This window comes from Chitinophaga sp. 9-1-y (assembly GCF_059511905.2).
The window spans coordinates 1,796,229-1,811,712 of the sequence record NZ_CM197955.1 but is presented as its reverse complement, the minus strand read 5'-3'; the positions used below and the strand labels follow the sequence as shown (position 1 = coordinate 1,811,712).

The 15,484-nt window shown below is 47.0% G+C and carries 11 protein-coding genes; 5 read left to right on the top strand and 6 right to left on the bottom strand.

The features are described from left to right. Positions 1-62 precede the first annotated feature (62 nt). Entirely contained in the window at positions 63-578 is a 516-nt protein-coding gene (locus AC5ZC7_RS07170; protein WP_291927939.1) for a hypothetical protein, read from the top strand. Between the two features lie 110 nt (positions 579-688). On the opposite strand, the gene AC5ZC7_RS07165 is transcribed toward AC5ZC7_RS07170, so the two are convergent. Further along, positions 689-1,558 carry an aldose epimerase family protein gene (locus tag AC5ZC7_RS07165; RefSeq protein ID WP_496160272.1) on the bottom strand — a complete coding sequence of 290 codons (870 nt, stop codon included), beginning with the start codon at positions 1,556-1,558 and terminating at the stop codon, positions 689-691. A gap of 106 nt (positions 1,559-1,664) precedes the next feature. Between AC5ZC7_RS07165 and AC5ZC7_RS07160 the strand changes: the two genes are divergently transcribed. Beyond that, positions 1,665-2,381 carry a 3-ketoacyl-ACP reductase gene (locus AC5ZC7_RS07160; protein ID WP_496160273.1) on the top strand — a complete coding sequence of 239 codons (717 nt, stop codon included), beginning with the start codon at positions 1,665-1,667 and terminating at the stop codon, positions 2,379-2,381. Positions 2,382-2,522: 141 nt separating this feature from the next. Here AC5ZC7_RS07160 and AC5ZC7_RS07155 read toward each other — a convergent pair whose 3' ends face one another. Then, entirely contained in the window at positions 2,523-3,296 is a 774-nt protein-coding gene (locus AC5ZC7_RS07155) for an outer membrane beta-barrel protein (RefSeq protein ID WP_496160274.1), read from the bottom strand. Positions 3,297-3,323: 27 nt separating this feature from the next. Next, the gene (locus AC5ZC7_RS07150) at positions 3,324-4,145 is read right to left on the bottom strand and encodes an alpha/beta fold hydrolase (protein ID WP_496160275.1); all 822 of its coding nucleotides are present in this window, start codon (positions 4,143-4,145) and stop codon (positions 3,324-3,326) included. A gap of 85 nt (positions 4,146-4,230) precedes the next feature. Here AC5ZC7_RS07150 and AC5ZC7_RS07145 point away from each other — a divergent pair, with 85 nt between their 5' ends. After that, positions 4,231-4,647 (top strand): hypothetical protein, encoded by a 417-nt coding sequence (locus AC5ZC7_RS07145; protein ID WP_496160276.1) that lies wholly within the window; start codon positions 4,231-4,233, stop codon positions 4,645-4,647. Here the strand turns inward: AC5ZC7_RS07145 and xrtN are convergent. The 3 genes from xrtN to AC5ZC7_RS07130 all read right to left on the bottom strand — a co-directional run bounded on the left by xrtN (position 4,637) and on the right by AC5ZC7_RS07130 (position 10,810). Next, positions 4,637-5,977, bottom strand: a complete 1,341-nt coding sequence (gene xrtN, locus AC5ZC7_RS07140) for an exosortase N (RefSeq protein WP_496160277.1) — start codon at positions 5,975-5,977, stop codon at positions 4,637-4,639. The genes AC5ZC7_RS07145 and xrtN overlap by 11 nt on opposite strands. Further along, positions 5,971-8,478 carry an XrtN-dependent VIT domain-containing protein gene (locus AC5ZC7_RS07135; RefSeq protein ID WP_496160278.1) on the bottom strand — a complete coding sequence of 836 codons (2,508 nt, stop codon included), beginning with the start codon at positions 8,476-8,478 and terminating at the stop codon, positions 5,971-5,973. Before AC5ZC7_RS07135 ends, xrtN begins: the two co-directional genes overlap by 7 nt. A gap of 187 nt (positions 8,479-8,665) precedes the next feature. Further along, a complete protein-coding gene (locus AC5ZC7_RS07130; protein ID WP_496160279.1) occupies positions 8,666-10,810 on the bottom strand; it encodes a prolyl oligopeptidase family serine peptidase in 2,145 nt (714 codons plus the stop codon). A gap of 194 nt (positions 10,811-11,004) precedes the next feature. Between AC5ZC7_RS07130 and AC5ZC7_RS07125 the strand changes: the two genes are divergently transcribed. Beyond that, positions 11,005-11,913, top strand: a complete 909-nt coding sequence (locus tag AC5ZC7_RS07125) for a helix-turn-helix domain-containing protein (RefSeq protein ID WP_496160280.1) — start codon at positions 11,005-11,007, stop codon at positions 11,911-11,913. Between the two features lie 532 nt (positions 11,914-12,445). Further along, on the top strand, positions 12,446-15,478 hold the full coding sequence (locus AC5ZC7_RS07120; protein WP_496160281.1) for a SusC/RagA family TonB-linked outer membrane protein: 3,033 nt from the start codon (positions 12,446-12,448) through the stop codon (positions 15,476-15,478). Positions 15,479-15,484 lie beyond the last annotated feature (6 nt).

Sequence of the window (15,484 nt, the reverse complement as noted above, 5' to 3'; positions counted from 1 at the left end):
GATTTGTTCCTTATTTTTACAGCTAATTTGTAGTCAACCATTCCTTTGAAAATTAGTTTCTTATGAAAAAAATCTTCCTGTCATTTGCAACCATGCTATTGGTGATCTGTATCAGTACGCAATCATCACAGGCACAATTGAAGCGTTTTAGTATCGGGCCTTTTGTAGAAGCAGGCTTCCCTACGGGCGACTTCAGTAATACTCATAATACCGGCTATGGTATTGGTTTAGGTGCTGACGTAAAACTGGTAGCAGGTTTAACTGCGGTAGGTTCCGTGAGCTACTTCCATTTTGGTGGTAAAAGCGGTACTACCAACGGTGTAGGCTATGATTACAAGGATTTAAATACCGTTCCTATTCGTTTAGGCTTACGTTATAAGCTGATTTCGCTGTTGTATGTAAAAGTAGAAGGTGGTACTGTTCAGTATACCGGAAAAAATTACAATGGTGTAGGCGGGCTGGTAGCACCAGGTTTGGGTATCCGTTTACTCGGTCTGGATGTAGAAGCCAAGTATGAGGCATGGTTCAAAGATGGTACCCGTGGCTTCTTTGGGCTGAAAGCCGGATATAATTTCTAAAGCAGTTAGCTTTTAGCTTTTAGCAGTTAGCTAATGCCGCGAAGATCAACATAACATTATCTCCGCGGCATTAGCTAACTGCTAACTGCTAACTGCTAAAAGCTAACCGCTTAATACAGCATTGCTGTCCAGGTTCTTTCAAAGCTGCCACCAGGTGCCAGCTGATTAATCCCCTCTTTCTCTTCCAGCGCGCCTGTAGCTGCTACATTATCTGCAATCCCGCACCAGGGTTCAATACATACAAAATCACCGTCTTTAGCGGCCCATATGCCCATATACGGGAATCCTTCAAACTCCATGGTTAAGCCATGCGGTGTAGCTTTGCTTTTGATGCTGATGGCGGTAGAGGCCAGATTTTTGAATACCAGGGCATCGTGGTAGAACAATGATTTCTGCAGGCCCAGTTCATGGGTATGTTCCAGCATGGGTACCGGCGTCATTTCTATTTGTCCGCCGGCCGACAGTGGCCAGATACCTGTGGTTTCTTCTTTATTGAAATAGAGGTAATAGTCTTCATAGCCTGTACTATCTACCAATGGTATTTTAAATGCCGGGTGGGCACCTACTGAAAAGAATAATGTTTTATCGTCGTTGTTGACTACCCGGTAGGTTACCTGTAGCTGGTCATCTTGTAGCAGGTATTGAATGGTAAAATCGAAATGAAAAGGATATACGGCAAGGGTAGTTGGATTATCTGTGAGATGGAGACTTACGTGGTCTGTTCCCTGCGTCATAATGCTGAACAGTTGTTCCCTGGCAAAGCCGTGGCGACCGAGGGTGTACGACTGACCATTGTAATGGTAGGTATTGTCTTTTAGTCCGCCTACTATCGGGAAGAGCACCGGGCTTTTTTTGCCCCATACCGCGGGGTCTCCGCTCCATAGATATTCAAGTCCATTGTCTTTGCGGATGATGCTTTGCAGTTCTGCGCCCTGTGGATTTATTACCACAGTAAGTTTTTCATTGGAGATTGTGATCATTGTTGGGTACTGTTATATAGTGGATATAATGCGAAGATAATCCGTAAATGTAACAAAGGGTTGTACCTTTGCCAGGTATTTTTTGTCATTAAGAAATGAACGCATTATGGAATCTTTAAAAGGAAAGAAGGCCCTGATCACTGGTGGTGGTAAGGGTATTGGTCGTGCGCTGGCAGTGGCGCTGGCACAGGAAGGTGTTGATATCGCGCTGATGGGCCGTAGTGCAGGTTCACTGGAAGAAGTGGCCGGAGAGATCAAAGGCCTGGGCGTAAAAGTGGCATATGCCACCGCAGATGTGAGTGATATGAACGCGGTGAATGCAGCAGTAGCTCAACTCACCAAAGAAATGGGCGTAATAGATATCCTGATCAACAATGCGGGTATTGCGGCGTTTGGCGGTTTCCTGGACCTGGAGCCGGCACAGTGGGAGCAAATCATACAGGTTAACCTGATGGGGGTTTATTATGTTACCCGTGCAGTGTTGCCGGAAATGATCGCCAGGAAAACAGGTGATATCATCAATATCTCCTCTACCGCCGGACAACGGGGAGCTCCGTTGACCAGCGCCTACAGCGCTTCTAAATTCGGGCTGCTGGGATTAACCGAATCCCTGATGCTGGAAGTAAGAAAGCATAATATCCGGGTAAGCGCTTTAACACCAAGTACCATTGCTACTGATATGGCGAAAGACCTGAACTTAACAGACGGTAATCCGGATAAGGTATTACAACCGGAAGACCTGGCGGAGTTTGTGGTAGCGCAACTGAAGCTGAACAGACGAGTGCTGGTGAAATCAGCGGGATTATGGTCAACAAACCCATAAATTAGCAGAAAGCTGAAAGCTGAAAGCAAAAAGCTATTGAGGCGAATAATCAGAGCGGATATTTTTACGCTTTAATTATTCGCCTCAATAGCTTTTTGCTTTTTGCTTTTTGCTTTCAGCTTTCAGCTTTCTGCTAATAAACTATTTCTTTATGCGGTAAGCATAGCCGATAGATGCAGTAGCTGCACCGGTATTGTTTTTACCGTTAGCGCTTCCTTTTTGGATATTGAGGAAGCCATAGTTTCCACCGCCTTCAACAAATACCTGGTTGCGTCCAAAGAGATAGGCCAGTCCTACGTTTCCACTTACGCCGAAGTTGAAAGTATTCAACTGATCTTTGATATCAACGGTTCTGTCGAAAGGTTGTGTGCCAGGCAAAGGCATTTTGCCTTCGTTATCCAGGTAAACAGTTTGATTGCCGCCGGTTACTACTTGTTTGCCGCTCAACAGGAATCCGAAAAACGGACCGGCATCTACGTACAGGCGTAACGGAGATGTAGGCCCCAGGTTCCAGCCAAATTTCGCCAGGATAGGCACCATCAGGTAGTTCAGTTTAGCCTGGCTTTTGAAATTAGCATAGAGGTATTGCGTTCCCGGAGGTAATTGAGCTGCCTGTGCAGGTGTAACAGGAAATGCTTGTAATCCATCTTTTTTACCACCCTGGGAAGAATAGCTGATCATTGCTTCCACAGAGAAGAGTTTGCTGACATGGTATTCACCAAATATACCGAAATCAGGCCCCTGACGGGATTTATAACCTTTGTTGAGAGGGTTTTCTTCACCACTGCCAGCAGTGAGATTAGGGATACTGATGCCTCCTCTGGCACCGAGGTCGATTTGCTGCGCACTTGCTTTTGTACAACAAAACATGACAATAGCAGGCAAAAGCCACTTAATAGAGCTTTGGATTTTCATAATTATAGAATTGTAACATCGAAATTACTAATTTCTAACATTACTCAACCAACCTGCTACAAACAATAAAACATCCCGGCTATCGGGCTCATTGTGCATTTCGTGATACATGCCTTCCCATTCCCGGTAAGTAAGCAGTGTGGCGGGCGCTCTGCGGGCAAAAAGACGGGAACCTTCCACGGCGGTAAACTCATCGGCGTTGCCATGGATTAACAAAGCGGGTACGCGTAACTCATCCGCGTGTAACAGGCACCAGGCCCCATTCCGGATCATATCGTTGGCAAGGCGCAGGCTTAGTTTGTCGTGCCGCAAAGGATCTGCCTGAAACTTTTCTACTGCCCCCTTATCATGTGAAATTTTATTGATATCCAATCCTTGTTTAATCCGAAGATTGGGCGCTAATGTACTGGCGGCTTTCAGGAAACCTTTGAGGAATGTTCCCGGGCGCATGCCGATGATCAGCGCCGGAGCGGAAATCACGGCTGCCTGAATATCCGGATGCCGTTTTAGTAAGAAGCCCGTTAATACACCACCTCCCATACTGTGGCCATACATGACTACCGGTTGCTGCCAGGTATCTTTTACGTATTGTAAAAACGCCTGCAGGTAGTCAAACATAAATTCAAATCCTTTGGAACCACCTCTGGGGCCATCGCTTTTACCATGGCCGTAGTGATCAATACCCACTACCGCAAAACCTTCTTTCATAAAAAATTCCGCCACATGGTCATAGCGCCCAACATGCTCTCCAATACCATGTACAATGATCATGACACGATGGTGTTGTTCGGGAACCCAGTGGATACCATGAAACTTTGTTTGCTGATAATTCCAGTAAAATTCATTCATAGCCGGACTTTTGCTGGTACAAAACGAAGATAAAGAATATCTTTATCCCCTATTTCAACCAGGTAAAATTAACCGAACAACACACATGAGCAAACAAGTCACCACATCACCGGTATACAGCATTCCTTTAAGTTATCGTAAAATGGAAAACCTGCATATTGTTTTCTGGTTATTGAAAGATATCAGCTGGTGTATGATCTGGAAGCCCCTGGGCATTGCCATGATTTTTCCTACACTCATTATTTCCATCGTAATTGCCTGGCGTACCCGCCAGTATATGTCGGAGTTATGCCACAACGTAGCCATTACCGTTTGGATTACAGCCAACTCTTACTGGATGATCAGCGAGTTCTTTCACTTTGATACGCAGGTAATCATCGGAGCAATCACCTTCAAGCACCTGGCGCTGATTCCTTTTGTAACGGGTATCCTGATACTGGCTTATTTTTACGGGTATTATCAACCCCGGCATAAAGAAGAAACGGAAGGGATTACTGAATAAGATGAGCGGCCAGTAATTCACTGATTTTGGGTTCCAGTAAAGCGGGTTTTTCTACCGTAACATTTACCAGGTAGTAATGATTGCCGTTGCGGAGTGCATCCCATCGCCATTCGAGCTGGCTGCTGCTGCGACGGTTATGGCTTTCATACCACCAGGCGGTATAAAGGCGACTATTGTCTTTTTGTAATGTAGCAGTATACATTTTCACGCCCTGTATAGTACGTTCCTGTGCATTGGAGAATTCGAAGCCACTCCCCTTCCAGCAAATCATAGGCTGATGGTCTGTAAAATAGAAACCCGGAATAGGTTTTACATACAACAACGCATCCGGAGCCGTTTGCTTTACTACGTGATCGTTTTCGTTGGTGCGTACATAACCGGGCAGGGTTGTTACGGCTCCATTAAAGCTGCTGTTATTAACGGCAGGATGCCACGCCCATACCTGGGCAGCAATAATGCCCAACAGTAATCCCCCTTGTAATATAGCCGCATAACGGCGAGGCACCTGCGTGGAAGGTGTGCTGGCAGTTTTACCATAACGTTGCAACAACCATTTGATGCCTGGTATCATAGGCAACACTACATAGGCCAGCAGCGATAAAATCCCCACCCCGTCATGCGCCAGTGTACCCGGGGGCAGTGCAAACTGGACCAGCAAAATGATACGGAACCCGTTGGCAATGACGTTTAACCCCGCAATTACCAGCAATGCCAACAGCACCAATACGGCGGGTAATGTTTTCTGGTACCGGCGTTGATAAAAGGCGATCAGCATCACCCCGCAAAGCAGCGACGTCAGCATCATTTGCAGGCCCATACAGGCCACATCTACCGTAAAAGCCTGCTGTCCCAACTGAATCATATTGCCGCTCGTAGTAACCGCCGGATTTACGGTTGCCAGGATATTACCTGCAACACCTGTTAACCACAGTCGTAGCGGGAAACTAAATACATTTACCAGGTAGTCGATAACCGGCGTAGCCAGCATAGTGGTGATAAAAGTGAGAAAATGGAGACGGCCATAAAAATATTCTACCACAAAGAAAGCAGCGGATATCAATACCAGGTAACGCAATGTCATCACGGGCATTGCGCAGGAGAGCAGCAAAAATAACAAGGCGGCCCAACCGCACCTGGTGGTTCCCTTTAAGGCGGTATTCACCCTGAATACCATGCCCATAGCGAGTAGCGATAATCCAAAAAAAGCGCTGCGCCAGGCGAAATAGTGTTGTAGTTCGAAAATAGCGATACAACCATAAACTGCCAGCAACCAGGTTGCCGGCAGTTTTGCCCCTCTATTTGTACACCGTGTATACAATAACGTTAGCATGCTTTCTCTTTTTTGCGGAACAGCAGTTTCTCAAACCTGACATAGGTAAGCAAGGCTACTGCCACTATAAACAAGGCCCATTCATGCGGTTCCGGTACGGCGCCATGTCCTTTCAGGGAGGCATTCTTCAGGGTATTTCCGTCGTCTTTAATACCAAACTGATCGTAGTCTGCCTGTGTTTCCAGTACAATCAAACTGGATAGCGGCGTTACCAGGTATGCCTCTTTTGCGGCCTGAACAAGCAGACTGTCTTTGCCGGCATCCGAAGCCGTTACACGCGGCCCCAGTTCCTGTAATATATAGTTGTAGGCAAACAGTCGCGCCAAATGATCCGGACCGGACGTCCGGGTACTATCTGTGCTGCGGGCAATGCGTATGCCGGATTGCGGCATAATCAGCTGGCTGCTGTCTTCTTCCGGTTTCAGGAAACTGTTTTTACTGATTTGAGACAGCAATTGTTCCGTGGTGCCTTTTTCGTATATCAGTGACCGTGACTCCTTCAATGTGGCGAGGTAGGGCGATAAAGTAGTGCCTATATCGTATAGTCGTATACGTTGTTTCCTGAAGCAGGCACGTAAACTGTCTTCGAAATGGGTGGCGCCCAAATCGCTGAGTTGTGGCGATGTTTGTCCGGAAACAGCAATCACCATTGCCGTGGCGGGTTGCGGAATCTGATGAAAGGGGAACACGGAAAAGTTGAACTGTTGCAGGTCTTCGAACAACGCCTTTTTATTTTGCGCGTTCACGGCCACCATTCCTTTTTCCGGATGAAACACCCATACCGGCTTATTTTCCAGCCTGGTTATTATTTTTTGATAGTCTTCATAGTGCCAGTTCTGATTAACATCGAGATAATAATTGGCGGGTGTAAAGAATTCATAGGCCGGTGTATACGGCAATAGCGTATATCGTTGCCCGTTAAAATTAAAAGCGGCGTTGTTTATGGATTCGTTGGGGATTTTTAGTTCCCAATCGGTGTGGTAGTTACCCAGGTATGACAAGCGATTGCCTTTATCGTGAAAGAACCCGGAAGGAGTGGTCATTTCTTTTGGCCACTGTTGCATGTTCAGCGTTACATTGTAGGTGGCGTGTTCCGCCGGCGGACCTTCAAACCAGGTGGGTTGGTATAACAGCTGGCCATCTTTTACGGCCAGTGGTGCGGTAATCCCAATTTTAAATTTTCGTTTATCGCGTGGCACCACCGGGAATACGCGTACCACTACCCGGTTTCCTTCCTGCCAGTGTACTACAGACGGGTCGCGGTATTGATGACCAACAATTTCTTTATAGGCGCTATCTGCTTTTTGTTTGGTGGTCAGTATGCCTTTTTCTTCTTTGTCGTTCATCCAGAGGGATAAGGAAGTGACTACGCCGCCTTCCGGCAGGTGAAAAGTATAGATGGCTTCTTCATTCCGTAGCCCCCACTCTTTCCCGTCTTCATTGCTAACCACAATCGTATTTTCCGTATAGGCCAGGTGATATTGGGGCCATAGGTCTACGCGTGTATTCACATCTGTGGTACTTAAATGTTTGCCGCTCCAAAGGCGTTCTTCCGCAAAATGGCGTTTATCATAGGCCACGTTCAGGATGTTGATTCTGTCTTCTTCCGGGATGGAGGTGCGGCCAAAGAGGAAAGTGGAGAGGACGAACAGGGGATCATGTTTTACTTCGCTATCATATTCCCGCTTCGGCATCTCGAAAATACCGAAGGCATCCATGTCAGGTGCGGTGTAAATAATGTTGGTTTTTAAAATCATCTCTGTAACCGGACCAAACAACGGTTCCTGTGCGACTCTTATCCAGCCGGGCATGTTGGTTGTAGTTTGACGATAAATACGGTCCATGGCGTTTACCTTCGTCGCATACAAAAAAGAATAGGCAGCGATCACCATTACTGCCAGCCCCATGGTGATCAGGTAAATCACGCGGAAACGATATACCGGCCATACCAGGATGCGTACCATCCTGGTATGGAACCAAATTACGAATATGGGAGAAAAAGTGACCAGGGAAATACCAATGGCGATCAGCCCAATGATGCTGATGAGATACATACTCAGGAGATAACAAGCCAGGTATACCGGCGCCAGGAAAGTAAAGCCCAGCACCCCACACTGCAAACACTTCACCCATTCCGGGAATGCCTCAAACCAGGAAAATGCCAGGATATTGGCACCCATGATCACCAGGATAATCACAAACCATAGTGTGGTGGCGTCAAATACCGACATCACCATATTCACGGTATAAGCATCTACCAGGAGCAGCAACACAAATATGGCGACTATCTTTCGCCTGTCGGGATTGGGTTTCAGGTAGCCTCCTATCCAGACCAGGAAAAAATAAGCTAATAAAATGAGATGGTTCATCAGAAAACAAGCCGACCTAACCCCATCTTCCTCCCTGAAACCAGAGAAGGTTAGCACCAATATGGCAAGACATAGGCATACTATACCAGACATGAACGATGCCGGCAGGCGTTTGGAAATTCCAGTTTCCATATATAGGTTTTGAATACAGGGTAAAATTATAAAATAAAAAGCACTTTGCAATACAAAGCGCCCTTTATTTTACCACATGTAAAGTTTGGAAGAGCACAAAAAAGCCCCGCGAGGAATCGCGGGGCGTAATCTCCGTTATAGCTTGTGAAAAAACGGCCATTGATGGCGAACAAATTAAGGTATAGGGCTATTTAGCTTCGTTGGTATTTCTGTCTGGTGGGTTCACCTGCAGCAGGTGTTGCACAAAAAAATCGCGGCGTTTTCCGCGTCCGTAAGGGCCGCCATCGCTATGTCCCATGCCGGGTATCGGCAGAAAATCAAAGCTTTTGCCTTTTTTAATGAGGGCATCCACCACGCGATAGGTAGATTCCGGCGGTACGTTGGTATCGGCCTCGCCTACGATGAGGAGGAGATCGCCCTGCAGTTTACCTGCATTGGTAACGTTGGACTGCTCCTCATAGTGCTTGTCTACCGGGTATCCCATCCACTGCTCGTTCCACCATTGCTTATCTACCCGGTTGTCGTGGCAACCACATGAGGCCACTGCGGCTTTATAAAATTCCGGGTGAAAGAGGAGTCCGCCGAGGGCATTTTGCCCGCCGGCAGAGGTACCGTATAGTCCTACCCTACTGGTATCTACAAAGGGATATTGCCGGGCCAGTGCCTGGATCCATAACATACGATCCGGGAAACCTGCATCCACCAGGTTTTTCCAGCATACATCATGAAAAGCTTTGGAGCGGTTGGCGGTACCCATCCCATCAATTTGTACCACAATAAAGCCCAGGTCGGCCAGTGCCTGCATATCTGAGTAGTAGCTCATGAAGCTCTTTGGCACATAGGCATCCTGTGGACCGGCATAAATATTTTCCACAACCGGATAGCGTTTAGTGGAATCGAAGTTAGAAGGACGGCACATGATGCCCCAGATATCTGTTTTGCCATCGCGGCCTTTTGCGGTAAATGGCGTTGGAAAAGGCACACCGGTAGCCTGCCAGGCGCTGACGTCCGCTTTTTCCAATACGGCAATAAGTTTGCCGTCGGCAGTGCGGCGCAATTCATTTACTGGTGGCACATTTACCTGCGAGTATTTATCTATATAAAATTTTTTATCGGGAGAAAAGAAAACAGTGTGGTTACCGGTACCTGGTGTCAGCTCCAGGAGCTTACTTCCGTCGAAGCCGATACGGTAGTAATGTATAAAGTAAGGATCTTCCCCGGCGTTTCTGCCACTGCCGCGAAACCATATCTCTCTTTTCTTCGCGTCTACGCTGTCGATTTCCCGCACGATCCAATTCCCTTTGGTGACCTCATTTTTCACGTCGCCGGTGAGGGTGTTTACCAGGTAAAGATGCTGCCAGCCGTCTTTTTCGGACGTCCACAACAGTTCGTTGGTATCGGGTAAATAGTGGGTAAATATTCTTGATTCATAAATAAAGGTGGTGGTTTTTTCCTCTAGTACCGTACGGGTGTTACCGTTAGTAACGTCCACTTCTATAATGCGGAAGCGCTGGTGGCCGCGGTCTACTTTTTCATAGAGAAAATGGCGGTTATCCGGTTCGCGCCAGTGCAATACGGGGGCGTCAAAGAAATCGATGAGGGGTGTATTTACTTTGGTAGCAGAGGTAGTGGCGGGGTCAAATACATACATTTCGTAGGTGGTAAAGGGATCGCCTGGTTGCTTGTAGGGCTGGGAACGGAGCTGGCCGCGGGTAGTGCCGGGCTGGCTGGTCAGCACGTAATATACCGCAGTATCCTCTACCGGGTGGATGCGATAGCCTACCAGGTGCTTACTATCCGGCGACCAGGCGAGGGAGCCATAATAATCTTTCGTGGTGTCGCCATCATGGGTAAATTGTTTGATGGAGCCATCCAGCAGTGAACGTATATATACATTCCCGTTAATGGTGGTGGCTACCCATTGCTTGCTGGGAGAGATGCTGTCGGTAGCAAAACTTTCCCAGCGACGGGGTTCCGGATGTTGGAAAGGGCGGTTAGCGGCAGGTGTTCCGTTAAATTTTGCAATTTTTGCAGTATCTGCGATCACCTCTTTTTTCCCGGTGAGGGCGTTTACAAGGTAGTAAGTCTTTGTGCTGTCTTTATCCTCTGCCTTATACCAGAAGGAATTTCCACCTGGCAGCCAGTTGGCTTCCACATTATGCCGGAATACGGTTTTCCGGGTAACGGTATCCAATCGCGCCATGTTACGATAACGCTGCAATATTTCCGCATGTCCGGGCAGATAGGGCGTTAGCTGGTTTTGTTGTGCCCATAATCCGGCAGGTACAAGGCCTGGTAATACCAGGAAAAAAAGGAATTTCAGGTACTTCATACTGTAATGCTGATCGGTGGTATGTACATGCAAAGCAGGCAACTTATGCGCATAAGTTGCTCCACGAATTTTTTTTAAAAGTACTACCTGCCGCGCGTAGTTTTTAAACGATTTTTAATAACTTGTTCTCATATCTTCACCTAAATTCGGCTGCAAAAGCTATTAAGGTGTTAAAAAAAGAATAATGTAAGTAAATGAAAGTATTACAGTTTACGATCCCTGTAGCGCATGACAAAACCATTATCACACAAAAAGATTCGCTGCCGGCGTTCTATCCGCATCTGCATCGTCATGAAGAAATTCAGCTCACCTGGATTCAACATGGCCATGGTACGCTGATTGTAGAGAACAATATGCATGCTTTCTGGTCCAATGAAATTTACTGGATAGGGAGTAATCAACCCCATGTGTTAAAAAGTGAGGAATTACCATTTGGCAGTAAGAACAAAAAAAACGTACAGGCGCTAACGGTATTTTTTAACCCGGAAGGCAAACTGGCGCCGTTATTTGATTTACCTGAATTTAAGAAGATCCGGAGTTTTGTAGAGCAATCACGGAATGGCTTCAAGATCCCGGAGGCGCATGTGCTGGACATTTCCAGCCGTATGCTGAAGATTCACCAATCGCAGGGTATTGCGCAGTTCCTGGCTTTTGTGGAGTTGATGAACTTTTTCCTGACCATCAAAAGCCTGGAGCCGTTGATTACCGGTTCGCGGTTATCGGCGGTAAATGAGCAGGAAGGTATCCGTATCGGGTACATCTATAATTACATCATGCAGCATTATGATACGGAGATAAAGCTGGAAGATATTGCCCGGGAGGCGCATATGACGCCCCAGGCCTTTTGCCGGTATTTCAAGAAGCATACGCGACTCACGTTTGTGTCTTTCTTAAATGAAGTACGTATTAATGAAGCCTGCAAAAAGCTGGCAGGTGGCTCGTTCGATAGTATTGCCACCGTAGCTTACAATTGTGGTTTTAATAGTATCGCCAACTTCAACCGGGTATTTAAGAGTATAACAGGTAAATCACCCCGTAGTTATTTGCGGGAATATGAGCAACTAGATAACACGGGCGATGGTACGCCTATAAAATCTGCCTAGTGGCCCGGATACACCCTGATGGGCCAAATCCCGGCGGAAATGACAGCAGTAAAAACCGGTGCTTTCTATCTCCCGAAGGGAAAAAAAACCTTCTCCTACTCATTTATGAACGTTTTCAGGGGGCTGATATATCAGCCCCTTTTTTTTATTGATCCGCTATAAGCGTCTGCCATACGCCTTCACAAGTGTTAATACATAATTAATCTATCACCAATACAAGGTAAAAAACTATACTGTTACATTTGTAAAATTCATTACCTTTCTGGCCGAGTCCTGTGTATGTAGTCATGTGTATAGTGCCAACCATTTTTTTTCATCATTTTTGAAACCCAGTGAAAAACTAAAAAACAAACCTACAACATGCAATAGTGCAATAACGATTTAGCAACAATTATTCATTAACAACCAAAACCAGTAATTCAGTAAACAATCAACAGGCAGGCCGTAATCTGTACGAATCACGTTTATCAAAATTCACTTCTTTATTCATCAAATTATGAGGTATTCATTCACTGGAAAATTATGCTTTCTGATGGTCTTTCTATTGGCAGTCACCAGCGCTGCGATAGCCCAGAAGACCATTACCGGAAAAGTTACCGGGGCGGCAGACGGAGCAGGTCTGCCTGGTGTAAATGTATTAGTGCCGGGCACCAGCAATGGCACCAGTACAGATGCAAAAGGGAACTACAGCCTTTCTTTACCGTCAGGTGCTAAATCGGTTTTGTTCTCATTTATCGGCTATGAACCGCAAACAATCACGGTTGGCGATAAAAGCGTTATCAACGTATCCCTGAATGCTACCACCAAAGGATTGGGAGAAGTAGTAGTGGTAGGTTATGGTACACAAACCCGCCGCGATGTAACCGGAACCATTGCTTCCGTAAAAGGATCAGACATCAAAAACCTGCCGGTACCTGACGCTGCTTCTGCCATACAGGGCCGCGTAACGGGTGTGGACATTGTTCGCTCTGATGGCGCTCCCGGCAGCACCCCGGCTATTCGTATACGCGGTACCGGTACTATCAACAACGCGGATCCCCTCATTATTATCGATGGTATCCCCGCCGTCAACCTGAGTGATGTTAATCCTAACGACATCGCCTCCATGGAAATCCTGAAAGATGCCTCCTCCTCTGCTATATATGGTACCCGTGCCGCCAACGGCGTGGTAATCATCACCACCAAAAAAGGCAGCTACGGTGAAAAACTCAAAGCATCTGTCAATGTATACCGCGGTATATCCAATACCATCCGCTATATTCCGCTGCTCACCGCACCTGACCTGGCCATGCTGAAACAGGAACGTGCTACCAACGATGGTGGCGCCGTAGATCCTATCTGGAAAGATCCTTACTACGCTACCCAACGCACCGACTGGCAACGTGCCCTCCTGCGTTCCGGTAACGTCACCAATGCAGACGTTAACTTACGCGGCGGTAATGCTACTTCCAACTACATGCTCAGCGCAGGTTATTACAATGAAAACGGTCTCATTGTCAACTCTTATTTCAAACGCTACTCTGTTCGCATCAACTCAGAACATAAGCTGGGCAAACGTTTCAAAGTAGGCGAAAATATGCAGCTGACCTATAAACAAAATGCAGGTCCGGATACTTATTCTTCCCAAACCGGTCTTATTTTCAGCGCCCTCCGCTTCAACCCTGCTATCCCGGTACACAATCCCGACGGCAGCTACGGCAGCTCCAAAGCGAGCAATGAACTGGGAGATATCAACAACCCGGTATATACTGCTGAAACCACTGATCAATGGGGTAAAACCTACCGCATGCTGGCCAGCGTATACGGAGAACTGGAAATTACCAACGGACTTACCCTCCGCGCTAACTACGGCTTTGATGGTAACATCTACAACGAGTATAACTTCCAGCCGAAAGTACTGGATCAAACCCGTGCCCGCGACCACGCCGAGTTATTCAACCGCAGCACCACGGAAAACAACCAGCTGAGCGAAATTTTCATGACGTACAATAAGTTCTTCAATCAGGTACATCATGTTACCGTTACCGGTGGTTACTCTCAGCAAACTTATAATGGTTCCTTCTTCCGGGCCGACCGCTGGGGCTTCAACGACGAATCTCCCGATCAACGCGTGCTGAGCAATGGTAACGATATCCATGACGCACAAGGCAACTTCAAACCAGCAAATGCACTGGCATCAGGCTTTGTAAGAGGCTTCTATGGTTATAAAGAAAAATACCTGCTGACCGTTACTTTCCGTGCAGATGGTTCCTCCAAATTTGCACCTGATCAGCGCTGGGGTTACTTCCCTGCGTTCTCTGCAGGATGGCGCGTTTCAGATGAAGCCTTCTTCAAAGAAAATGTAAAAGTAGTCAGCAACCTGAAAATCACCGGTGGCTGGGGACAGCTGGGTAACCAGAACGTTGCCGACTTCCAATACCTTGCACCTGTTCTCAAAGACAGACGCTATAACTTCGGTGATATGCCATACACAGGTATCTGGAATGCCAGTCTCGCTAACCCTAATATCACCTGGGAAAAAGCAGCGATGACCAACATCAGCGTAGAAGCCGGCTTCTTCGATAACAAACTGAATACCACCATTACCTGGTTTAACAAAAATACCCGCGACATGCTGGTGCCTGCACCAGAAATGGACCTCCATGGTACCGCTACTATCCCCGATCGTAACATCGGTCAGCTGAACAACAAAGGCTGGGAAGTGGAAGTTGGCTACCAGGGCGGCAACCATGGCTTCCGTTACAACGTGAGCGCCAACGCCTCCTTCATCAAAAATGAAGTCACTAAATTATACGATCCTTCTTCTTACATCGGCTCTACCGTGTATGGCAGACAAGGCGTAGAAATTTCCCACACCTATGTAGGTCAGCCACTGGCATCTTACTATGGTTGGAAAACCGATGGTATCTATCAAACAACCGCCGATATCCAGAACGATCCTAATGTTGCACACGATCCTAACAGAAATAAAATTAAACCAGGCGATGTACGCTTCCTGGATGTGAATGGTGATGGTATCGTGAACGACCAGGACCGCGTAAACCTGGGCAGCCCGAATCCTAAAATGGTGTACGGTATCCAGGCCAGCGGCAGCTACAAAGGCTTTGACCTGAGTCTCTCTTTTGCCGGCGTAAGCGGTGTGAAACTGTACAACGCAGATAAAATGCAGGGTATGGATCCTACCTATTCTTACAACATGTATGCAGAAGCGTTAAACCGCTGGCATGGTGCAGGTACCAGCAACAGCGTGCCACGTATGTCTAAAAACGATGACAACGGTAACGCCCGTGTATCTGACCGCTTTGTAGAAAACGGTAATTATTTCTCCCTGAAAAACGTTTCCCTGGGATATACTATCCCGTCTAAATTATGGGGTCGCAGTGGCATCTCCGATATCCATGTATATGTAGCGGCACAGAACCTGTTTATCCTGACACCATACACCGGCCTGACACCACAACTGGGTTACAACGGTACCCCGGATGGTAACAGACAACGTGGTGTAGACGTAGCCGCCTATCCACAGGCCCGGACCTATACATTTGGCGCTACCCTTAACTTTTAATTCACG

Coding starts and splice junctions, on each gene's coding strand:
- AC5ZC7_RS07160 (WP_496160273.1), top strand. CDS start 1,665: ATGGAATCTTTAAAAGGAAAGAAGGCCCTGATCACTGGTGGTGGTAAG.
- AC5ZC7_RS07155 (WP_496160274.1), bottom strand. CDS start 3,296: ATGAAAATCCAAAGCTCTATTAAGTGGCTTTTGCCTGCTATTGTCATG.
- AC5ZC7_RS07125 (WP_496160280.1), top strand. CDS start 11,005: ATGAAAGTATTACAGTTTACGATCCCTGTAGCGCATGACAAAACCATT.
- AC5ZC7_RS07150 (WP_496160275.1), bottom strand. CDS start 4,145: ATGAATGAATTTTACTGGAATTATCAGCAAACAAAGTTTCATGGTATC.
- xrtN (WP_496160277.1), bottom strand. CDS start 5,977: ATGCTAACGTTATTGTATACACGGTGTACAAATAGAGGGGCAAAACTG.
- AC5ZC7_RS07130 (WP_496160279.1), bottom strand. CDS start 10,810: ATGAAGTACCTGAAATTCCTTTTTTTCCTGGTATTACCAGGCCTTGTA.
- AC5ZC7_RS07145 (WP_496160276.1), top strand. CDS start 4,231: ATGAGCAAACAAGTCACCACATCACCGGTATACAGCATTCCTTTAAGT.
- AC5ZC7_RS07170 (WP_291927939.1), top strand. CDS start 63: ATGAAAAAAATCTTCCTGTCATTTGCAACCATGCTATTGGTGATCTGT.
- AC5ZC7_RS07135 (WP_496160278.1), bottom strand. CDS start 8,478: ATGGAAACTGGAATTTCCAAACGCCTGCCGGCATCGTTCATGTCTGGT.
- AC5ZC7_RS07165 (WP_496160272.1), bottom strand. CDS start 1,558: ATGATCACAATCTCCAATGAAAAACTTACTGTGGTAATAAATCCACAG.
- AC5ZC7_RS07120 (WP_496160281.1), top strand. CDS start 12,446: ATGGTCTTTCTATTGGCAGTCACCAGCGCTGCGATAGCCCAGAAGACC.